At 51.9% G+C, this 21,381-nt stretch carries 17 protein-coding genes; 12 read left to right on the forward strand and 5 right to left on the reverse strand.

Annotated features, from left to right (window positions below):
- Positions 1 to 16: 16 nt before the first annotated feature.
- The 4 genes from pflA to ycaO all read right to left on the reverse strand — a co-directional run bounded on the left by pflA (position 17) and on the right by ycaO (position 6,254).
- Positions 17 to 757: a pyruvate formate lyase 1-activating protein gene (pflA, locus tag P6287_RS06800; protein ID WP_101760963.1), complete on the reverse strand. Its 741-nt coding sequence runs from the start codon at positions 755 to 757 to the stop codon at positions 17 to 19.
- 164 nt (positions 758 to 921) lie between these two features.
- Positions 922 to 3,204 (reverse strand): formate C-acetyltransferase, encoded by a 2,283-nt coding sequence (pflB, locus tag P6287_RS06805; protein ID WP_101760962.1) that lies wholly within the window; start codon positions 3,202 to 3,204, stop codon positions 922 to 924.
- Between the two features lie 69 nt (positions 3,205 to 3,273).
- Complete coding sequence (gene focA, locus P6287_RS06810) at positions 3,274 to 4,134, reverse strand: formate transporter FocA (protein ID WP_101760961.1); 861 nt, start codon at positions 4,132 to 4,134, stop codon at positions 3,274 to 3,276.
- 356 nt (positions 4,135 to 4,490) lie between these two features.
- Positions 4,491 to 6,254 (reverse strand): 30S ribosomal protein S12 methylthiotransferase accessory factor YcaO, encoded by a 1,764-nt coding sequence (gene ycaO, locus P6287_RS06815; RefSeq protein ID WP_192413868.1) that lies wholly within the window; start codon positions 6,252 to 6,254, stop codon positions 4,491 to 4,493.
- Positions 6,255 to 6,564: 310 nt separating this feature from the next.
- Between ycaO and serC the strand changes: the two genes are divergently transcribed.
- From serC to P6287_RS06875, 12 genes are all read left to right on the forward strand, one after another.
- Positions 6,565 to 7,650: a 3-phosphoserine/phosphohydroxythreonine transaminase gene (serC, locus tag P6287_RS06820; protein ID WP_101760959.1), complete on the forward strand. Its 1,086-nt coding sequence runs from the start codon at positions 6,565 to 6,567 to the stop codon at positions 7,648 to 7,650.
- Positions 7,651 to 7,730: 80 nt separating this feature from the next.
- Positions 7,731 to 9,017 carry a 3-phosphoshikimate 1-carboxyvinyltransferase gene (gene aroA, locus P6287_RS06825; protein WP_277974704.1) on the forward strand — a complete coding sequence of 429 codons (1,287 nt, stop codon included), beginning with the start codon at positions 7,731 to 7,733 and terminating at the stop codon, positions 9,015 to 9,017.
- A 198-nt stretch (positions 9,018 to 9,215) separates the two neighbouring features.
- Positions 9,216 to 9,896: a (d)CMP kinase gene (gene cmk / locus P6287_RS06830; protein ID WP_222210655.1), complete on the forward strand. Its 681-nt coding sequence runs from the start codon at positions 9,216 to 9,218 to the stop codon at positions 9,894 to 9,896.
- A 121-nt stretch (positions 9,897 to 10,017) separates the two neighbouring features.
- Complete coding sequence (gene rpsA, locus P6287_RS06835) at positions 10,018 to 11,694, forward strand: 30S ribosomal protein S1 (RefSeq protein ID WP_052025984.1); 1,677 nt, start codon at positions 10,018 to 10,020, stop codon at positions 11,692 to 11,694.
- Between the two features lie 86 nt (positions 11,695 to 11,780).
- Positions 11,781 to 12,065 (forward strand): integration host factor subunit beta, encoded by a 285-nt coding sequence (gene ihfB, locus P6287_RS06840; RefSeq protein WP_003849360.1) that lies wholly within the window; start codon positions 11,781 to 11,783, stop codon positions 12,063 to 12,065.
- A 206-nt stretch (positions 12,066 to 12,271) separates the two neighbouring features.
- Positions 12,272 to 14,530: a DNA internalization-related competence protein ComEC/Rec2 gene (locus P6287_RS06845; protein WP_277974913.1), complete on the forward strand. Its 2,259-nt coding sequence runs from the start codon at positions 12,272 to 12,274 to the stop codon at positions 14,528 to 14,530.
- 34 nt (positions 14,531 to 14,564) lie between these two features.
- Positions 14,565 to 16,313: a lipid A ABC transporter ATP-binding protein/permease MsbA gene (gene msbA / locus P6287_RS06850; RefSeq protein ID WP_101760956.1), complete on the forward strand. Its 1,749-nt coding sequence runs from the start codon at positions 14,565 to 14,567 to the stop codon at positions 16,311 to 16,313.
- Entirely contained in the window at positions 16,310 to 17,311 is a 1,002-nt protein-coding gene (gene lpxK / locus P6287_RS06855) for a tetraacyldisaccharide 4'-kinase (RefSeq protein ID WP_101760955.1), read from the forward strand. The genes msbA and lpxK overlap by 4 nt, the downstream gene beginning before the upstream one ends.
- A gap of 22 nt (positions 17,312 to 17,333) precedes the next feature.
- On the forward strand, positions 17,334 to 18,551 hold the full coding sequence (locus tag P6287_RS06860) for a winged helix-turn-helix domain-containing protein (RefSeq protein ID WP_192234409.1): 1,218 nt from the start codon (positions 17,334 to 17,336) through the stop codon (positions 18,549 to 18,551).
- Positions 18,552 to 18,641: 90 nt separating this feature from the next.
- Positions 18,642 to 18,824, forward strand: a complete 183-nt coding sequence (locus P6287_RS06865; protein ID WP_007887424.1) for a Trm112 family protein — start codon at positions 18,642 to 18,644, stop codon at positions 18,822 to 18,824.
- Positions 18,821 to 19,570, forward strand: a complete 750-nt coding sequence (kdsB, locus tag P6287_RS06870) for a 3-deoxy-manno-octulosonate cytidylyltransferase (protein ID WP_192413858.1) — start codon at positions 18,821 to 18,823, stop codon at positions 19,568 to 19,570. Before P6287_RS06865 ends, kdsB begins: the two co-directional genes overlap by 4 nt.
- A gap of 110 nt (positions 19,571 to 19,680) precedes the next feature.
- Complete coding sequence (locus tag P6287_RS06875; protein ID WP_101760952.1) at positions 19,681 to 20,574, forward strand: YcbJ family phosphotransferase; 894 nt, start codon at positions 19,681 to 19,683, stop codon at positions 20,572 to 20,574.
- Here the strand turns inward: P6287_RS06875 and elyC are convergent.
- The gene (gene elyC, locus P6287_RS06880) at positions 20,554 to 21,339 is read right to left on the reverse strand and encodes an envelope biogenesis factor ElyC (RefSeq protein WP_277974705.1); all 786 of its coding nucleotides are present in this window, start codon (positions 21,337 to 21,339) and stop codon (positions 20,554 to 20,556) included. The genes P6287_RS06875 and elyC overlap by 21 nt on opposite strands.
- Positions 21,340 to 21,381: the final 42 nt, after the last annotated feature.

Raw genomic sequence — 21,381 nt, forward strand, 5'->3', positions numbered from 1 at the left:
CCCCTTTTGTTTGCGGTTAATACATCACTTCATGGCCGTAGCTGGCGAGGATATTCTTCACTCGCTCCATGGTTTCCTTGCTCGGCGGCTTAACACCATCCAGCTTGTACTCTTCGCCCATGGCGATCCATTTGTGTTTGCCTAACTCGTGGTAAGGCAGCAATTCGATCTTCTCTATGTTATCCATATCTTTGGTAAACTCACCCAAGCGATGAACGGAGTCATCATCATCGGAGTAGCCAGGCACCACTACAAAGCGGATCCAGGTGCGTTTGCCTCTCTTCTGCAGATAGCGCGCAAAGTCCAGCGTACGATGATTGGAAACGCCCACCAGAATCTGATGCACATCATCGTTAATCTGTTTTAAATCGAGCATTACCAAATCAGTGGCATCAAGCAATTCATCGATCACCGGATCGTAGCGACGAACAAAGCCGTTAGTGTCGAGACAGGTATGAATGCCTTCTGCCTGGCAAGCGCGGAACCAGTCACGCACGAACTCCGCTTGTAAGATCGCTTCGCCACCCGACGCCGTCACGCCACCGCCAGATGCATTCATAAAGTGACGATATGAGAGCGCATCCTTCATCAACTCTTCAACGGTAACTTCTTTACCGCCATGCGTGTCCCATGTATCGCGGTTATGGCAATACAAGCAGCGCATGAGGCAGCCCTGAAAAAAGGTAATGAAGCGGATGCCTGGGCCGTCAACGGTGCCGCAGGATTCAAAGGAGTGGATACGACCGATGGTTGACATTGCGATGAGTTCTCCAGGTGGGCCTGAATATCAGGCAGCACAATCTATGTTGTGCTCTAAAAGTGAAAGTCGATTTTGCCAGGTCGCCAGCACCAGCAAACTGGCAAAACGGACTTGTGAAGAAAAGGCTCCCGCAGGAGCCTTTCAATCTCAGTGAACTACGATTACAGCGACTGAGTGAACGTACGGGTAATTACATCTTTCTGCTGCTCTTTGGTGAGCGAGTTGAAGCGCACAGCATAACCGGATACGCGAATGGTCAGCTGCGGATACTTCTCAGGATGTTCCATCGCATCCAGCAACATCTCACGGTTCATCACGTTAACGTTCAGATGCTGACCGCCCTCAATATTGGCTTCATGGTGGAAATATCCATCCATCAGGCCAGCAAGATTGGTTTTACGCACGTTATCATCTTTACCCAGCGCATTTGGCACGATGGAGAAAGTATAAGAGATGCCGTCTTTCGCGTAAGCAAAGGGCAGTTTCGCGACGGAGGTCAGTGAAGCCACCGCACCTTTCTGATCACGGCCGTGCATTGGGTTAGCACCCGGACCGAATGGCGCACCCGCACGACGTCCGTCTGGCGTATTACCGGTTTTCTTACCGTAAACCACGTTAGAAGTGATGGTCAGCACTGACTGCGTTGGCACCGCGTTACGGTAGGTTTGCAGTTTCTGAATTTTCTTCATGAAACGTTCAACCAAATCGCACGCCATGTCATCAACGCGAGAGTCGTTGTTACCAAACTGCGGATATTCGCCTTCAATTTCAAAGTCTACTGCGAGACCATCTTCATCACGGATGGTTTTCACTTTGGCGTATTTGATGGCAGAAAGTGAGTCAGCCGCAACAGACAGACCCGCGATACCACAGGCCATGGTGCGATAAACGTCACGATCGTGCAGCGCCATCAGTGAAGCTTCGTAGCTGTACTTATCGTGCATGTAGTGAATGATATTCAGCGAGGTGACGTACTGCTTAGCCAGCCAATCCATGAAGTGATCCAGGCGCTCCATCACGATGTCGTAATCAAGAATCTCGTCAGTGATTGGTGCTTCTTTCGGACCCACCTGCATTTTCAGTTTTTCATCAACGCCACCGTTGATTGCGTACAGCAGGGTTTTTGCCAGGTTGGCACGCGCACCGAAGAACTGCATCTGCTTACCGACAATCATTGGGCTAACGCAGCAGGCGATAGCATAGTCATCGTTGTCGAAGTCAGGACGCATCAGGTCATCATTCTCATACTGCAATGAGGATGTATCGATAGACACTTTTGCGGCGTATTTCTTAAAGTTAACCGGCAGTTTTTCTGACCACAGGATGGTCATATTTGGCTCCGGAGATGGCCCCATGGTGTAAAGCGTATTCAGGAAACGGAAGGTGCTTTTAGTCACCAGAGTACGACCATCGACGCCCATACCCGCCAGTGATTCTGTTGCCCAGATTGGGTCACCGGAGAACAGCTCATCGTATTCAGGCGTACGCAGGAAGCGCACCATACGCAGTTTCATCACCAGATGGTCAATCAGTTCCTGTGCTTCTTCTTCAGTCAGTTTTCCGGCCTGAATATCGCGCTCGATATACACATCAAGGAAGGTGGATACGCGACCAAAGGACATTGCCGCACCGTTCTGAGATTTCACCGCCGCGAGATAGCCATAGTAAGTCCACTGAACGGCTTCTTGAGCATTGGTAGCGGGCAGCGAGATATCTGAACCATACTTCGCAGCCATCTCTTTGATCTGACCCAGTGCGCGGTGCTGTTCAGAGATCTCTTCACGCAGGCGAATGGTGGCTTCGAGGTCAACGCCATTCTCCATATCGCTCTGCAGAGAATTGAACTGCGCAACTTTGTCTTTCATCAGAAAATCGATGCCGTACAGCGCAACGCGGCGATAGTCACCGATGATACGACCGCGGCCATAGGCATCCGGTAAACCCGTCAACACGCCTGATTTACGGCAGCGCATGATGTCAGGGGTGTAAACATCGAACACGCCCTGGTTATGGGTTTTGCGGTAATCAGTGAAGACTTTTTTCAGCGCGGGATCAAGTTCGCGGCCATAAACCTTGCAAGAACCCTCAACCATTTTGATGCCGCCAAACGGGATGATGGCACGTTTCAAAGGTGCTTCAGTTTGCAGACCAACGATTTTTTCCAGCGATTTGCTGATGTAGCCGGCATCGTGAGAGGTGATGGTTGAAGCCAGATCGGTGTCAAAATCTACCGGCGCGTGGGTGCGGTTCTCGATTTTGATGCCTTCAAGTACGCTGTCCCACAGCTTAGTTGTGGCCGGCGTCGCGCCAGCGAGGAAGGATTCGTCGCCTTCATACGGTGTGTAGTTTTTCTGGATAAAGTCACGGACGTTGACGCTGTTCTGCCATTCGCCGGCGCTAAATCCTTCCCAGGCTGACGCCATTTTTTCATTCAGTTCGGACATGATATACCTGCCTTATTTAGGGAGACTTTGACGTATGGCGCGCTGACTCAGCACGCCCGTACCAATTCATTAATGCACCGGCTCATCGCCACGCAGATAGATTACCCAGTAGGTCAAACCGACTAATAATCCGCCGCCAATAATGTTGCCGATGGTCACGGGAATCAGGTTGTTAACAATAAAGTCACTAACGCTTAGTGATGGGAACTGTGCTGCGCTTGCACCAGCCATTTGCCAGAATTCCGGGCTGGAAAAATCACGGATAACGATGGCCATCGGGATAAGGAACATGTTGGCAATACTATGTTCAAAACCGCAGGCAACAAACATCGCCACCGGTAGGATCATCGCAAACATTTTGTCCATCAGACTGCGGCCGGAATAACTCATCCATACCGCCAGGCAAACCATCAGGTTGGCGAGCGTGCCGAGACTCACTGCTTCAATAAAGGTGTGATGCATTTTATGGTCAGCGGTTTGCAGGACATTCAAACCCCAGGCACCATTCGCCACCATGTGTTCACCGGCTAACCAGATCAGCGCGACAAAGAACAGCGCACCAAACAGGTTACCGATATAGACCGTCAACCAGTGTCGACCGAGTTGCAGCCAAGTGATACGGCCGCTGGCTTTTGCCACCACGATCAAAACAGTTGAGGTGAACAGGTCAGCACCGCACACCACGACTAACATTAAACCGAGCGAGAAACAGATACCGCCGATCAGTTTTGCTATGCCGTAGGGCATTGCTCCACTTCCGGTGGTCGCAGTGATATAGAAGACAAATGCGATTGAGATAAATACGCCAGCAGTGATGGCAAGGAAGAAGGTGGTTAAAGGACGTTTAGTAGCTTTATATATGCCGGCTTCTTCTGCAACTTTCGCCATTGCCGCCGGTAATAATGAATTAAAAGGGTTGTCAGCTTTCACACTAACGCTCTCCAAAAATTGCCTGTAAAGATATTAACAAAGGAGTATAGGTCAGAAATTGATGTGGATCATATTTGACCGGAAGGTCGCTGATAAGCGAAGCGTAAATGCGGCTGAGTGCTGCTTAAATTATTGAATTTATTGTAATAAATAATTTTTAATTTATGCAAAATAAGTTGAAGGTGGCTGCGGCAAGACTAGATTTTGTTAAATATCATTAACGATTAAAGCTGAATTGTTATTTAATAATGCACTTAAATCTCTTTGTATGATCAATATAAAAAAATGGCACTGATTTTTTTCAGTGCCATTGACCAATACCCTAATTTCAATAAATGGAAATTTAAGCGTTAAGACTATTTTTGTGACCAATAACGACGTTTAGCTGTCTGCAGCTTTTCATAGGCAGCGAGTAATGATTGATGCGCAGGGAAAGCTTTCAGATCCAGATCGACCGCTTGCAATCCATAGAAGGGCGCTTCGCCACTGATTGCCGCTGAAGCAGCCTCAACAGCAGCCTGGCCGTACATACGAATAAAGGCGCGATGATATTGTAGCGGATCGCGTTCCTCTTCCATTGCCAGCAGCAGCAAGGTTTGCAGACAGCGGTAGTAGTTTGCGCGCTCTTCACTAAAGATGGACTGATTAAACTCCATCGTCCATTCAGTCCAGATCAGAGCCTGATCCAGGTCGCCGCCGGCCAGCGCCAGCAGGGCTTTCAGCTCGCCAATACGTAGCGTGTACCAGCCATTATCTTTGCCTGATGCCAGACCCAGCAGCTCGCGCACGCGAGTAAAGTCATCATGACCTTCCTCATCCAGTTGCACAATCAGCTCGAGATAGGCTTCGGGTTCCCATTGGCTGTCTGGCAGCGCCAGCAGGGTTTTGCGCAGTGGTGCGCCCATGCTGTTATTTGCCAGCAGCAGATCTTCTGCTGGATAAATATCAGACATGCCCGGCACGATAATGCGGCAAGCGTAAACACTCAGATGTTCATAGTCAGCGATATAGACTTCTTTATCTTCCGCACGGAAGATCGCCATTAGCGTATCAAACTCTTCATGAGTGGTACCCGCAAAGCTCCAGTCGACGAAAGGATAATCGGCATCGTCTTTAAACATATCCCATGAAATCAGGCCGCTTGAATCGATGAAATGCGTTTCCAGGTTAGCGTGTTCCGCTACCTCTTCATCATCGAACGTCGGCGGTGTGAACACGTCGAGATCTTTCAGACCACGGCCCTGCAGCAGTTCAGTAACGGTTCGCTCAAGTGCGACGCCAAAGTCCGGATGTGCGCCAAACGAAGCGAAGCAGGTACCATTTGCTGGATTGAACAGCACAACGCAGATAACCGGGTATTTGCCGCCGAGTGACGCATCGTATGAGAAGATTGGGAAACCTTCTGCTTCCAGACGTTCAATTGCTTCAATTACGCCAGGATAACGCTGCATCACCTCTGCTGGAATTTCTGGCAGGCTGATGGATTCGGCGATGATGCGATTCTTAATATGACGCTCAAACACTTCAGAAAGACCCTGTACACGCGCTTCGTTCGCGGTGTTACCGGCAGACATACCATTCGAAACGTACAGATTACCGATGATGTTCATCGGGATATACACTGTTTGCTGGTCAGATTGACGGGTAAATGGCAGGCCACAAATTCCACGCTCGTCATTGCCGGATTGCAGATCAATCAGCTCAGAAGCACCCAGGCTCTCATCAGGATCATAGAACTTGCGCAGGCGCGCATCCAAAATGCCTTCTGGCAGGCTGTCGTCCTCAGTGAGCGGGAACCATTTTTCATTCGGATAGTGAACAAAATCACCATTAGCGATGGATTCACCCAACCAGAAATCGGCGAAGAAATAGTTAGTAGAGAGGCGCTCAAAATATTCGCCCAGCGCTGAAGCCAGAGCGGCTTTTTTGCTAGCACCTTTGCCATTTGTAAAGCACAGCGGGCAGTCGCGATCGCGAATGTGTACTGACCAGACGTGTGGCACCGGATTCAGCCAGGAAGCTTCTTCAATGTTGAAACCAAGGTCTTGCAGTTTCTGCTGAAAGCGAGCAATGGAATCTTCCAGTGCGGCGTCTTTTCCGGGGATAAACGTTTGCGTCATGGTGGCGCTCTCTTAAGTCAATGGGGTGGGCGTAAAGCGCGCAATAATACGGGTTTTATGCGTGCTTCGCTATTCAGTCAGCCAAATTTATCTCAGACTGGTTAAGGTTGTTACGCCATTACGCTTGCCGATTTTTCTTTCTGGAACAACCTCACAAAATTCCATGGCTTAATGCATTTATGACATAAGCTGCGGTGAAGCTGGCTCTGGAAATGTGATCGCTGCCGGATTAATGATTGCAGCCATCTGGAGGCAATGATAAAACCGGTTGGGTATTCATAACCGTTCGATATGACAGTGGTGAGGGGAAATGACTCAGGTTTATAATTTTAGCTCTGGCCCGGCTATGCTGCCGGTAGAAGTGCTCCGTCGCGCAGAACAAGAACTGACAAACTGGCACGGATTAGGCACCTCGGTGATGGAGATCAGTCACCGCAGTAAAGAGTTTATTGCTGTTGCAGAAGCGGCAGAACAAGATTTTCGCGATCTGCTGAAGATCCCAGCCAACTACAAAGTTTTATTCTGCCATGGCGGTGCGCGTGCGCAGTTCGCGGCCATTCCCGGCAACTTGCTGGGTGATGCAAAAACCGCGGATTATATTGACGGCGGTTACTGGGCTCACAGCGCAATTAAAGAAGCTGAGAAATTCTGCTCGCCAAATACCATTGATATCAAAACTACGCGTGATGGTAAGCGTGCTTTATTACCAATGCGTGAATGGCAGTTGAATGATGATGCGGCTTATGTCCATTTCTGCCCGAACGAAACGATTGATGGTATTGCTATCGATGAAGAGCCGGATTTTGGCGATAAAGTCGTAGTTGCCGATCTCTCTTCTACTATTCTGTCTCGTCCAATCGATGTGAGTCGCTATGGCGTGATCTACGCTGGCGCGCAAAAAAATATTGGCCCGGCGGGCTTAACCTTAGTGGTTGTGCGCGAAGATCTGCTAGGCAAAGCACAACGTTATGTGCCTTCTATCCTTGATTACAAGGTGCTGGCCGAAAACGAATCGATGTTTAACACCCCGCCGACTTTCGCATGGTATCTCTCTGGCCTGGTATTCAAATGGCTGAAAGAGAAGGGCGGCGTGGCCGAGATGGACAAGCTGAATCAGGCAAAAGCCGACTTACTCTACGGTGTGATTGATAACAGCGCATTTTATCGTAACGATGTCGCAAGCGAAAACCGTTCACGTATGAACGTGCCATTCCAGTTAGCCGATTCCTCATTGGACAAAGTGTTCCTGGAAGAGTCTCTCAAGGCTGGGCTGCACGCGTTGAAAGGCCATCGCGTGGTTGGCGGTATGCGTGCATCGATCTACAATGCGATGCCGCTGGAAGGGGTTAAAACGCTCACTGAGTTCATGGTCGACTTCGAACGTCGCCACGGCTAATTGCTTTTTCATGCCAGCTTGTCTGGTATCAGACCCCGTCACTCGATGGGGTCTCGTATTTTCTGGAGATTTGGTTTCACATGCAGGACTCCCTGACTCTACAACCGATTGCTCGCGTTGACGGCACGGTAAACTTACCGGGTTCAAAAAGCGTCTCGAACCGCGCACTCTTGCTGGCCGCGCTGGCAAAGGGCACAACCCGCCTGACTAACTTGCTTGATAGCGATGACGTTAAGCACATGCTGAATGCCCTCAAAGCGCTGGGTGTCAGCTATACGCTCTCAGACGATCGCACCGTATGCGAAGTAGTAGGTAACGCGGGCCCTTTACATGCTGAAAAACCGCTTGAGCTGTTTCTCGGTAACGCAGGTACAGCGATGCGACCTTTGGCTGCCGCGCTCTGTTTGGGCGAGCAGTCAATCGTTCTGACTGGCGAGCCACGCATGAAAGAGCGTCCGATTGGTCATCTGGTTGATGCACTGCGTCAGGGCGGAGCAAAGATTGACTATCTCGAACAGACCGATTACCCGCCAGTGCGTCTTAATGGTGGTTTTGTTGGTGGGGAAGTCAGCGTCGATGGCAGTGTATCCAGCCAGTTTCTCACGGCATTGCTAATGACCGCGCCACTGGCGCAGCAAGACACCATCATCACCATAAAAGGCGATCTGGTTTCTAAGCCTTACATTGATATCACCTTGCACCTGATGCGCTGCTTTGGTGTGGATGTTGATAATCAGGACTATCAGCGTTTTGTGGTTAAAGGGCAGCAACAGTACCAGTCTCCGGGCGATTATCTGGTGGAAGGTGACGCGTCTTCTGCATCATATTTCCTCGCTGCCGCTGCCATTAAAGGGGGTACCGTACGTGTAACCGGTATTGGCCGCAATAGCGTGCAGGGCGATATCCGTTTTGCTGATGTGCTGGAAAAGATGGGCGCAGTGATTGAGTGGGGAGATGACTATATCTCTTGCACACGCGGATCGCTGACGGCAATCGATATGGATATGAACCATATTCCCGATGCGGCAATGACAATTGCAACTACTGCCCTTTTCGCTCAAGGCACCACGTTGATGCGCAACATCTATAACTGGCGCGTAAAAGAGACCGACCGTCTTGCTGCGATGGCGACTGAGTTACGCAAAGTGGGGGCGGAAGTAGAAGAAGGACACGACTTTATTCGTGTTACACCCCCGGCTCAGTTGCAACATGCGGACATCGGTACTTATAACGATCACCGTATGGCAATGTGCTTCGCTCTGGTGGCTCTTTCCGATACGCCGGTAACCATCCTTGATCCAGGCTGCACTGCGAAAACCTTCCCGAGCTATTTCCAGCAGTTGGCGAAAATCAGTCATACTTCCTGATCGTCTAACCCGGTGCACAGCGCCGGGTTTCTTTGCTCTCTTCTGGCCTTATCAGGCGGAAATTCTTCTGAATCTGTCTATATTTCTAGCGCTGTCTACGCTAAAGGGTAACTAACCCGACGCAGGCAGCGTATAATGCCGCGCAATCCAGGCGGCCTGGAAGGGCTGACAATAAGCACGCAGCAACAGGAGAGAACAATGACGGCAATCGCCCCGGTTATTACCATCGATGGGCCAAGTGGCGCGGGTAAAGGGACTTTATGTAAAGCGATGGCGGAGTCGTTGCAGTGGCACTTACTGGATTCTGGCGCTATTTATCGCGTTTTAGCATTGGCCGCACTTCACCATCAGGTGGATATTGAGTCCGAGGAAGCATTAGTACCGATGGCTGCGCATCTTGATGTGCGTTTTCTATCGGTTGACGGTGAAATGCAGGTGGTTCTTGAAGGTGAAGATGTCACCGGTGAAATCCGCACGCAAGAAGTCAGCAACACCGCATCGCGCGTTGCCGCTTTTCCGCGGGTGCGTGAGGCATTGCTTCGACGCCAACGTGCATTCCGCGAAGAGCCCGGTTTAATCGCCGATGGACGCGATATGGGAACCGTGGTTTTCCCTGATGCGCCAGTGAAAATATTCCTCGACGCCAGCTCAGAAGAGCGTGCGCATCGCCGTATGCTACAGTTGCAGGATAAAGGCTTTAATGTTAACTTTGATCGCCTTTTATCCGAGATAAGGGAACGCGACGACCGCGATCGTAATCGTGCCATCGCCCCTTTAGTGCCTGCCACAGATGCTCTGGTACTGGATTCAACCAGTATGTCGATTGAGCAAGTGATTGAAAAGGCGCTTGATTATGCTAAGCGTAAGTTGGGCATTTAATCTTTCGGCAACCGAATTGCTGTAACCCTGTACCAAGGACCCGGTGCAGGGCATGTGAAACAACCCCATCCGACAATGAAGTCAGGTGGACGTTAAATTGAAGAATCCTAAGATTATCAATATGACTGAATCTTTTGCTCAACTCTTTGAAGAGTCCCTGAAAGAAATCGAAACCCGTCCGGGTTCTATCGTTCGTGGCGTTGTTGTCTCTATCGACAAAGACGTAGTTCTGGTTGATGCGGGTCTGAAATCTGAATCTGCAATTCCTGCAGAGCAGTTCAAGAACGCAGCCGGCGAACTGGAAATCCAGGTAGGCGACGAAGTTGACGTTGCGCTGGACGCAGTAGAAGACGGCTTCGGTGAAACCCTGCTGTCCCGTGAGAAAGCTAAACGTCACGAAGCTTGGATCACGCTGGAAAAAGCTTACGAAGACGCTGAAACTGTTACCGGTGTTATCAACGGCAAAGTTAAAGGTGGCTTCACAGTTGAGCTGAACGGTATTCGTGCGTTCCTGCCAGGTTCACTGGTAGACGTTCGTCCGGTTCGCGATACTCTGCACCTGGAAGGCAAAGAGCTTGAATTCAAAGTAATCAAGCTTGATCAGAAACGTAACAACGTCGTGGTTTCACGCCGTGCAGTTATCGAATCTGAGAACAGCGCTGAGCGCGATCAGCTGCTGGAAAACCTGCAGGAAGGCATGGAAGTTAAAGGTATCGTTAAGAACCTCACTGACTACGGTGCATTCGTGGATCTGGGCGGCGTTGACGGCCTGCTGCACATTACCGATATGGCTTGGAAACGCGTTAAGCATCCGAGCGAAATCGTCAACGTGGGCGACGAAATCACTGTTAAAGTGCTGAAGTTCGACCGCGAGCGTACCCGTGTATCTCTGGGCCTGAAACAGCTGGGCGAAGATCCTTGGGTTGCTATCGCTAAGCGCTATCCAGAAGGCACCCGCCTGACTGGTCGTGTAACCAACCTGACTGATTACGGCTGCTTCGTAGAAATCGAAGAAGGCGTTGAAGGTCTGGTACACGTTTCAGAAATGGACTGGACCAACAAAAACATCCATCCGTCTAAAGTTGTAAACGTAGGCGATGTGGTTGAAGTAATGGTTCTGGACATCGATGAAGAGCGTCGTCGTATCTCCCTGGGTCTGAAGCAGTGCAAATCTAACCCATGGCAGCTGTTCGCTGAGACCCACAACAAAGGCGATCGCGTTGAAGGTAAAATCAAGTCAATCACTGACTTCGGTATCTTCATCGGCCTGGACGGTGGCATCGACGGTCTGGTTCACCTGTCTGACATCTCCTGGAACGCGACTGGCGAAGAAGCCGTTCGTGAGTACAAAAAAGGCGACGAAATCGCTGCCGTTGTACTGCAGGTTGATGCAGAGCGCGAGCGCATCTCTCTGGGCGTGAAGCAGTTGGCTGAAGATCCATTCAACAACTACATCACCCTCAACAAGAAAGGCGCTATCGTGACTGGTAAAGTCACTGCAGTTGACGCGAAAGGTGCTACAGTAGAATTAGCTGACGGCGTAGAGGGTTACCTGCGCGCTTCTGAAGCTTCTCTGGACCGCATCGAAGACGCAACTCTGGTTCTGAGTGTTGGCGACGACGTTGAAGCTAAATTCACCGGCGTTGACCGTAAGAACCGCGTTGTGAGCCTGTCTGTTCGTGCTAAAGACCAGGCTGATGAGAAAGAAGCTATCAACACTGTTAACACCAAACAGGATGAAGGCAGCAACTTCTCTAGCGCGATGGCTGAAGCGTTCAAAGCGGCTAAAGGCGAGTAATCGACCTAAGGCACCGGACGATGAAAATCGTCCGGTTTCGGTAAAAGCTGTCATACCTTTCCAAATAAGGATTAACCGGAGGTTACATGACCAAGTCAGAACTAATTGAGAGACTTGCTGGCCAGCATACTCATATTCCGGCGAAAGTCGTTGAGGATGCGGTCAAAGAGATGCTTGAGCACATGGCCACTACGTTGGCCCAGGGCGAGCGCATTGAAATCCGGGGATTCGGCAGCTTTTCTTTGCATTACCGTGCACCGCGTACGGGTCGTAACCCGAAAACGGGCGACAAAGTGGATCTGGAAGGTAAATACGTTCCCCACTTTAAGCCGGGCAAAGAATTGCGTGACCGTGCGAACATCTACGGCTAAGCCGTTACCGAACGATAAAAACGACACTTTAGGGTGTCGTTTTTTTTTGTTTAAAGTATGCGGAATTGAGACCTGCTTTCCAAAATGAAGTCTCATCAATGTAATTTCTGCAAAAGTCTCGGAATCCATCGCGACACACTCTCTTTTCAATGAAGTAAATCCCTGCTTTTCTCGGCACACTCTTCCGCCAATGAGGGAGAGTAATGATGCATATGAACTGGATTGTTCTGGCCAGATTGATGATTGCCTCGGCATTGTCGTTGGGCATATTGCCGCACATACCCGCAGCCAACGGAATAGTCATCATGGTTGTATTCGCTGTGGCGCTTGGGTTGATGCCAATCACGTTGCTACGGCTTGCAGGGATTGCTCTCTTAATGGTGGCCTGGACATTGACTGAAGCCCGCCAGATGGTCAATGCCATTGGGGATCTGACTGCCGCCTCAATTGAAGCCACTGTACGGGTGACTGAAGTTCGTGAACAGAAGCAGCAATTAACCGTGCAAATCTTGCGTGTCGGTCAGCGTTATCAGTTTCCACCTCTCTTTGTCACGCTCAATAATGATTCGATGGAGCAGCCGTACTGTGCCGGTCAGCGCTGGCAGATGAAACTGCGACTGCGTGCCGTCCACGGCAGATTAAATGAAGGCGAGTTCGATCTGCGGCGCTTTGCCTTGTCTAATCACACGCCGCTGCAAGGGCGCATCATCAGTCAGCAGGTGGAATCGCTAACTTGCAACTGGCGGACGCGTTTAATTAATCATCATCTACCCGCATTCGATACGCTCAAACAACCGGCAATTATGCAGGCTTTAGCGTTTGGTATACGTACCAACATGACTGAAGAGCAGCGACAGTTGCTGCGGGAAACAGGTACTGCCCACTTGATGGCAATCTCGGGAATGCATATTGCATTAGCTGCCAGCGTTGGATGGCTGTTGGCGCGTGCTATCCAGGTAATTTTGCCGGGTCATTTGATTGGTCATTTATTTCCGCTGCTGGTTAGTGTTATGACCGCAGCGACTTACACGTGGGTTTCTGGCAGTCATGCACCGGCCCAGCGCGCGATGATCGCGCTCATATTATGGATAGGGATGCGCAGCGCCGGTTGGCAGCTCAGTGGCTGGCAAGTCTGGACGTTATGTATCGGCGCTTTGCTGGTACTGGATCCATTAACTGTGCTGTCAGAAAGCTTTTGGTTGTCGGCACTGGCGGTCGCGATGCTGATTACCTGGTATCAATGGTTTCCATTAACACATCGCTTTCGCGCAAAGCGTCGATGGCTGTTATTGCAATTGCTACATCTGCAGTTAGGAATGATGATCCTCATGGCTCCACTACAAATCTTCCTGTTTCAGGGAATAAGCCTGAGTGCGTTATTAGCAAATCTGATCGCGGTGCCGGTTGTGTCTTTTGTCACGGTGCCACTAATATTGCTGGCAATGCTATTGCCAGTGCCGCTGATTTCAACGGGATTATGGTCTCTGGCGGATCTTTCCATAAGCCAGGTCATGCTCCTGCTGCAGTGGTTACCCGCTGGCTGGTGGGCATGGAGCGATACGTTACCTGCTGTCGTGCTGCTGTGGGTAGGATTAGTTCTCTGGCGCAGCAAGCTGATTTATCGCAGTGTGATGCCGTGTTTTAGCCTGATACTCGTAATCATCCTCTGGCGCAGCACTGCACAGCGTGATGACTGGCAAATCGACATGATTGATGTGGGGCATGGCCTGGCGATTGCCATTACACAGGGCAATGAAGTGGTGTTATATGACGTTGGACCGGGTTGGAAACAGGATGATGCCGGATCGCGCGTCATTCTGCCATGGTTGCAGTATCACGGTAGAAGCCTCCATTCTTTGATACTAAGCCACAAGCATCTTGATCACCGTGGTGGGCTACACTCATTGCTCAAAGTTAATCCAGCGGTAGCAATTCGTAGTGCCCTGGCGGAAGACGGACACCTGCCATGCTTCCGTGGTCAGCGGTGGCAGTGGGGCAAATTGCAATTTACCGCTTTGTGGCCGCCGGAGAATCAGACCCAGGGACAAAATAACGATTCCTGTGTGGTGCGAGTCGATGACGGGCTCTTTAGCGTGTTACTCACCGGGGATATTGAGTTAGAAGCCGAGAGAAAAATTGTCGCGCTGGAAAAAGAGGCTCTGAACGCGACAATTTTGCAGGTTCCGCACCATGGTAGTCGGACTTCATCAGGCGCATTACTGTTACGTAATGTTGCTGGGAAAGCAGCATTTGCTTCGGTGGCGCGGTATAACGCCTGGCGTATGCCTGCGCCAGCCGTGGTGCAACGCTATCGTCAGCAAGGCTATATGTGGTACGACACGGCACAATCGGGTCAGATTCATGTGGGTATCAGACAAGGTCATTGGCAAATTAAGGGCTTAAGAGAGCAAATAATGCCTCGATGGTACCATCAGTGGTTTGGCGTCAAACGCGATTCCAGGTAGAATGAGCGGCTATTTCAAACAGCGTGAATAAATAATGCATCAAGATAAAGATCTCTCAACGTGGCAGACATTCCGTCGACTCTGGCCGATGATTGCGCCCCACAAGGCTGGCCTGTATGTGTCAGCGGTGGCGCTGATACTCAATGCGGCAGGCGATACCCTGATGCTCTCTCTGTTGAAACCTTTACTGGATGATGGCTTCGGTAAAGCAGACAGATCCGTAATGCTGTGGATGCCGCTAGTGGTAATTGGCCTGATGCTGGTACGTGGCGTGACCAGCTATATCTCCAGTTACTGCATCTCATGGGTGTCCGGCAACGTGGTCATGAATATGCGTCGCCGCCTGTTCGGCCATATGATGGGCATGCCGGTAACCTTCTTTGATCAGCAATCAACGGGGACGCTGCTGTCACGCATCACCTACGATTCTGAACAGGTGGCCTCTTCCTCTTCCAGTGCACTGGTTACGGTGGTGCGTGAAGGGGCCTCAATCATTGGCCTGTTCATCATGATGTTCTATTACAGCTGGCAGCTGTCTTTGATTCTCATTGTGCTGGCACCGATCGTCTCCTTTGCTATTCGTACTGTTTCCAAACGTTTCCGCAGCATCAGTAAGAACATGCAGAACACCATGGGACAGGTCACCACCAGCGCCGAACAGATGCTAAAAGGGCATAAAGAAGTGCTGATCTTTGGTGGCCAGGAAGTGGAAGCCAAGCGTTTTTCTCAGGTCAGTAACAGGATGCGCCAACAAGGCATGAAACTGGTGTCAGCATCTTCAATCTCTGATCCGGTAATCCAGTTGATTGCCTCGCTGGCACTGGCATTTGTACTTTATGCCGCCAGTTTCCCAAGCGTGATGGAAACGCTGACAGCCGGTACCATCACCGTGGTCTTCTCATCAATGATCGCCCTGATGCGTCCGCTCAAGTCACTGACCAACGTGAATGCACAGTTCCAGCGCGGTATGGCGGCTTGTCAGACGCTGTTCTCGATTCTTGACAGTGAGCAGGAAGTGGATAACGGCAAGCGTGAAATGGATCGTGCTAAGGGTGATGTGGAATTCCGCAACGTGACCTTTACCTATCCAGGCCGTGAAATTCCTGCGCTGCGTGATATCAACCTGTCGCTGCCTGCCGGTAAAACCGTTGCACTGGTCGGCCGTTCTGGCTCTGGTAAATCCACTATGGCCAGCTTGCTGACGCGCTTCTACGACATTGATAGCGGTGAAATTCTGCTGGATGGCCACGATCTGCGCGAATACACCCTGCGTTCACTGCGTAATCAAGTGGCATTGGTTTCCCAGAACGTTCATCTCTTCAACGACACCGTCGCCAACAACATTTCTTATGCCCGTAATGGTCAATACACGCGCGAGCAAATCGAGCAGGCTGCGACCATGGCGCATGCAATGGACTTCATCCAGAAGATGGATAATGGCCTTGATACCGTTATTGGTGAGAATGGCGTGCTGCTTTCCGGTGGTCAGCGTCAGCGTATTGCGATTGCGCGTGCGTTACTGCGCGACTGCCCGATTTTGATTCTCGATGAAGCCACATCAGCGCTCGATACCGAATCTGAGCGGGCGATTCAGGCCGCACTTGATGAGCTGCAGAAAAATCGCACCTCACTGGTGATTGCGCACCGTCTGTCGACCATTGAGAAAGCCGATGAGATCGTCGTAGTTGAAGATGGTCGCATTGTCGAACGCGGTACTCACAGCGTGCTGCTTGAACAGAAGGGCGCCTATGCGCAGCTTCACAAACTGCAGTTCGGTCAATGATTGAACGCATCTGGAGCGGGCGTTCGCCGTTATGGCTGCTGCTATGGCCGCTGAGTCTGCTTTATGGGGCGATCACCCTATTGATTCGCCTCAGCTTCCAGCGCGGTTGGCGAAAAAGTTGGCGCGCGCCTTGCCCTGTGATTGTGGTGGGGAACCTCACCGCAGGTGGGAATGGTAAAACGCCTGTAGTGATTTGGTTGGTGCAGGCGCTGCAACAACGTGGAGTACGTGCTGGCGTGGTGTCGCGGGGTTACGGCGGAAAAGCTGAACGTTATCCGCTGCTGGTTACCGCTGAAACGCCCACGGCGCAGGCCGGCGATGAACCTGTGCTGATCGCTCAACGCACGCAAGTGCCGGTCGCCGTTGCGCCACGGCGGCGTCTGGCGGTAGAAGGCTTGCTCGCTGCGCACGATCTGGATGTGATTATCACCGATGATGGCCTGCAGCATTACGCGCTGCAGCGCGATCGCGAAATCGTGGTGGTGGATGGGATGCGTCGTTTTGGCAATGGCTGGTGGTTACCGGCTGGGCCGATGCGTGAACGCGCCTCACGACTTAGCACCGTAAATGCGGTGATCGTTAACGGCGGCGATGCGCAGGCGGGCGAAATTGCGATGTCATTGCAGCCCGGTCTGGCGGTCAACCTGATCAACGGTGCAAGCGTGGCGTTAGCGCAATTGCCGGAAATTGTCGCGATGGCCGGCATAGGTCATCCGCCGCGCTTCTTCAACACGCTTAAGCAGCAAGGCATCAAGCCAGTGGCTGAAATTGCCTTCGCCGATCACCATGCTTACAGCGAAGACGAATTGCGGCGTCTGACTCAGGCAGATCAGTGCTTGCTGATGACGGAAAAAGATGCGGTAAAATGCCGTAGTTTTGCTCGCCCAAACTGGTGGTATTTGCCGGTTGATGCGCATCTGCAAGGCGCGGCGGTGACAACCTTGTTAGACGATATCACCCATCTCTGCACTACCGCGCGAGACGCCCGTTCGCGCTAACCACCAAAAAGGGAATGGAGTTATGAACCTCGTCGCTTCCCTCTCGTTGCAAACTGCTCGTCATCTGCATCTGGCTGCTCAGGGACTGTTACGTCCTTTAGGCCGACGTGCGCGCTTTGCTGATATACACGCGACTGTGCGTCAGATGTCTTTGCTGCAAATTGATACCATCAATGTGGTGGCACGCAGTCCTTATCTGGTGCTGTTTAGCCGCCTTGGCGCGTATCAGACCAACTGGCTGGAAGAGGCGCTGGCCTCGGGCGCATTATTTGAATATTGGGCTCATGAAGCCTGTTTTATTCCTTTCGAAGATTACCCGTTGCTGCGCCACCGCATGCTGGAACCGCAGCGACTGGGCTGGAAGTACAACCAACGATGGGTTGAGGAACATCAACAGGAAATCACTGACCTACTGCAACACATCTCCGTCAACGGCCCAGTGCGAGCAGCCGATTTCAGTAATGATAAACAGACCAAACCGGGCTGGTGGGCGTGGAAGCCGCATAAGCGTCATCTGGAGAATTTGTTCAGTGCGGGTCAGTTGATGGTGGTGGAGCGGCGCAACTTCCAGCGGGTTTACGATCTGCACAGCCGCGTGATGCCGGACTGGATTGATGAACAGCATGCGTTAAGTGAAGACGAAGCGGTGTTACAGATGCTGAGTCACAGCGCATGCAGTCTCGGCATTTTCCGTGGCAGTTGGTTAGCCGATTATTACCGGCTCAAACGCGCACCGCTCAAGTCATGGCTTGAGGATGCGGCTGCGCGCGGAGAAATTGTGCGTGTTGAGGTCGAGCAACTGGGCGAAATGTGGTTACACCACGCATTATTGCCGCTGCTGGAAAAGCCACTCTCTGCCACACATACCGCGCTGTTGTCACCCTTTGATCCAGTGGTTTGGGATCGTCGTCGCGCGCTGGAGCTGTTTAATTTTGATTACCGCATTGAGTGCTATACGCCTGCGGAAAAGCGCAAATATGGTTATTTTGTCCTGCCGGTCCTGCATCGCGGATTATTGAAAGCGCGCATTGATGCCAAAATGGAGCGTCAGGCGCAGCAATTAGTGGTTCGTGCATTCTGGCTGGAAGAGGGCACACGCATCAGTAACGCTTTCCTTAATGACGTCCAAAAAGCCATTAATCGCTTCGCCGCGTGGCAAGGCGCCAACCAAGTGATTATCGAAAATGCGCCGGCAGAACTGCTGGCTGCCTGGTCAACTCGCTGGTCGATTGGTGAATAAAGCTGCCATTTGTCCGGCTTGAGTGCATCATTCACGCGCACGCTATTATGCTATGCTACCCGTCTGAATCGGTCCTGAATGGAGAAGATTATGGATCACCGTTTACTCGAAATCGTTGCTTGCCCGGTATGCAACGGAAAACTCTATTTCAACAAAGAGCAGCAAGAGCTGATCTGTAAACCGGATGGCCTGGCTTACCCGGTACGTGACGGTATTCCAGTGCTGCTGGAAGTGGAAGCGCGTACGCTGTCTGTTGAAGAGATTCATCCATGAGTTTTGTTGCCATTATTCCTGCGCGTTACGCTTCAACGCGTCTGCCCGGCAAACCGCTGGTGGATATTCAGGGTAAACCGATGGTGCTGCACGTTATGGAACGCGCCCGTGAATCGGGTGCCGATCGCGTGATTGTCGCCACCGATCATCCGGATGTGGCAGCGGCGGTAACGGCGGCCGGCGGCGAAGTGTGCATGACGCGGGTCGATCATCAGTCCGGCACTGAGCGTTTGGCCGAAGTGATCGAAAAGTATCAGTTTGCCGACGACACGATCATCGTTAACGTGCAGGGCGACGAGCCGATGATCCCGGCGGAGATTGTACGTCAGGTAGCAGGTAATCTGGCGCAATCTGAAGCCGGGATGGCAACGCTGGCGGTGCCGATCACCGATGCAGAAGAAGCCTTTAACCCGAACGCGGTGAAAGTGGTGATGGACGCCAAAGGTTATGCGCTCTACTTCTCACGCGCCACCATTCCCTGGGATCGCGAGCGTTATGCGCGTTCGCGCGAGCAGATTGGCGACACGCTGCTCCGCCACATTGGCATCTACGCCTATCGCGCCGGTTTCATCCGTCGCTACATCGCGTGGGAACCTTGCCCGCTGGAGCTCATTGAGTTGCTCGAACAGCTGCGCGTGCTGTGGTACGGTGAAAAGATTCACGTCGCGGTGGCAAAAACTATCCCAAGTGTTGGGGTGGATACGCCGGAAGACCTTGAGCGGGTTCGTCTCGCTATGCAGGGTTAATCTCCGACCGGCCAGCGGCTCTCGCTGGCCTGAAAGTTTGATCTGGCGCTAAGCTTTGCGCCGCCATCACCTCCAGCATATTCCAGCCCTTTGACGTCGGAGGATATTGCATGGAACAGCTCCGTTCAGAACTCGCGTTGGTGCTTGGTGAAAGCATCAGTCGTCTCGAAACCATTAGCGAGCAGGCGCACACGCGGCTGTATGCGCTTTACGATAACGCCGGTAAACCGATGCCGCTGGTGGCAAAGTATTTTCGTCATCAGGGACGCGCTGCGCTGGAAGCTAAAAAACTGACCATGCTCGGCCATGATGGCTTGATCGCCGTGCCTGCCGTGTTTGGTCTGGTGCTCAGCCAGCAAAAGCCGGTACATGAAATGTTGCTGATGGCACGCTTTAACGGTGTTTCTGCGGAAGCTCCGGCCCGCAGCGCAGCGCGCTGGGAACAGCTGTGCGAACAGATCGTCGAAGGCGTGCTGGCGTGGCATCGTATTGACAGCCATGGCTTAGTCGGCAGCGTGGACAGCGTGCAGGAGAATAACTGGCCCGCATGGTATCGCCAGCGAGTGGATGTGTTGTGGTCAACGCTGGGTTATTTGTCACCGCCGTTTTTTACACTGGAAGATCGTCAGATTCTGTTTCGCAGCCGTCAGCTATTACCGCGTCTGTTCAACGGTTTTGACGATCCCTGCGTATTGATGCACGGCAACCTGCGCTTAGCCAGTATGTTAAAAGATGCGCACAGCGATCAGCTTATTGCCATGATGCAGCCGGGCAACATTCTCTGGGCACCGCGCGAATACGATCTGATGCGCCTGGCGGATAGCGGCGCAGAAGCGTCACTGCTGCAGCACTATCTGCAGCGCGCGCCCGTGGCGGAAGGTTTCCTCTGGCGGCGCTGGTTGTATCAGCTGTGGGATTGCGTCGACACGTTGGTCAGCAGCGGACAGTTTGACCGTCCGCGCTTCGATCACGCCCGCGCGCAATTACTCCCCTGGCTGGGTTGAGGTGAGATCGTCACCGCGCAGCTTCTGCCAGGTTTGTCCCAGCGTTTCATAGATCGCACGCTCACTGTGTGCCAGCCACAGCGGTGACGGAATAACGCGTTCCCACCAGTTTAGCGGCGAGGTCACCGCCAACTGATTTGCCGGTGCGGCCAGTGGATTCATGCTGGCACTTTGAAAGAAATGCATGGCACGCGGCAGATGGTTGGCGGAAGTCACCAGTAAAAACGGATGTTCGCCAATCGTCTGTTTCACCGCGCGTGCTTCACCAATCGTATCCCTTGGTTGATCCAACTGAATAATCGCTTCTTGCGGCACGCCCAGACTTTCCGCCACTTCGGCCGCCACGCTGGCGCTGCTGCGTGGGTTTTCGCCGGCTGCTGCGCCCGTAAAGATCATTTTGGCCTGCGGATAGCGCCGCCACTGACGCACGCCTTCGGCCACGCGCGGCAGACTGTTATTAATCAAGTTGGAACTCGGTGCCCAATTCGGATTGAAGGTATAGCCGCCGCCGAGCACCACGATATAATCGACCGGCTCGTTACCGTTCCAGGTGGGATAATGATTTTCCAGCGGTGACAGCAGGCGATCGGCAACCGGCTGCAGGCTCAAAATCAGCAGCAGCAGCCAGCTGCAAGAGATGAGGATTTTGCCGCTTTTTTGCCAGCGGCTGAACCAGAGCAGCAAAAGTCCTGCCGCCATCAGTAATAACAGCAGCGGCAAGGGAAGCAACATCCCGCCAATGACTTTTTTAAATGCGAAAAACATCGAATATGGCCTCTTTTGTCCAAAAAAACAGCTGCCAGACGG

The sequence above is a fragment of the Pantoea sp. X85 genome (assembly GCF_029623675.1).
In the GTDB taxonomy this organism is placed as follows: Bacteria; Pseudomonadota; Gammaproteobacteria; order Enterobacterales; family Enterobacteriaceae; genus Pantoea; species Pantoea leporis.

Excerpts from the sequence above, each read along its gene's own strand:
- pflA (WP_101760963.1), bottom strand. The coding sequence starts at position 757 with ATGTCAACCATCGGTCGTATCCACTCCTTTGAATCCTGCGGCACCGTT.
- pflB (WP_101760962.1), bottom strand. The coding sequence starts at position 3,204 with ATGTCCGAACTGAATGAAAAAATGGCGTCAGCCTGGGAAGGATTTAGC.
- ycaO (WP_192413868.1), bottom strand. The coding sequence starts at position 6,254 with ATGACGCAAACGTTTATCCCCGGAAAAGACGCCGCACTGGAAGATTCC.
- serC (WP_101760959.1), top strand. The coding sequence starts at position 6,565 with ATGACTCAGGTTTATAATTTTAGCTCTGGCCCGGCTATGCTGCCGGTA.
- aroA (WP_277974704.1), top strand. The coding sequence starts at position 7,731 with ATGCAGGACTCCCTGACTCTACAACCGATTGCTCGCGTTGACGGCACG.
- cmk (WP_222210655.1), top strand. The coding sequence starts at position 9,216 with ATGACGGCAATCGCCCCGGTTATTACCATCGATGGGCCAAGTGGCGCG.
- rpsA (WP_052025984.1), top strand. The coding sequence starts at position 10,018 with ATGACTGAATCTTTTGCTCAACTCTTTGAAGAGTCCCTGAAAGAAATC.
- ihfB (WP_003849360.1), top strand. The coding sequence starts at position 11,781 with ATGACCAAGTCAGAACTAATTGAGAGACTTGCTGGCCAGCATACTCAT.
- P6287_RS06845 (WP_277974913.1), top strand. The coding sequence starts at position 12,272 with ATGCATATGAACTGGATTGTTCTGGCCAGATTGATGATTGCCTCGGCA.
- msbA (WP_101760956.1), top strand. The coding sequence starts at position 14,565 with ATGCATCAAGATAAAGATCTCTCAACGTGGCAGACATTCCGTCGACTC.
- lpxK (WP_101760955.1), top strand. The coding sequence starts at position 16,310 with ATGATTGAACGCATCTGGAGCGGGCGTTCGCCGTTATGGCTGCTGCTA.
- P6287_RS06860 (WP_192234409.1), top strand. The coding sequence starts at position 17,334 with ATGAACCTCGTCGCTTCCCTCTCGTTGCAAACTGCTCGTCATCTGCAT.
- P6287_RS06865 (WP_007887424.1), top strand. The coding sequence starts at position 18,642 with ATGGATCACCGTTTACTCGAAATCGTTGCTTGCCCGGTATGCAACGGA.
- kdsB (WP_192413858.1), top strand. The coding sequence starts at position 18,821 with ATGAGTTTTGTTGCCATTATTCCTGCGCGTTACGCTTCAACGCGTCTG.
- P6287_RS06875 (WP_101760952.1), top strand. The coding sequence starts at position 19,681 with ATGGAACAGCTCCGTTCAGAACTCGCGTTGGTGCTTGGTGAAAGCATC.
- elyC (WP_277974705.1), bottom strand. The coding sequence starts at position 21,339 with ATGTTTTTCGCATTTAAAAAAGTCATTGGCGGGATGTTGCTTCCCTTG.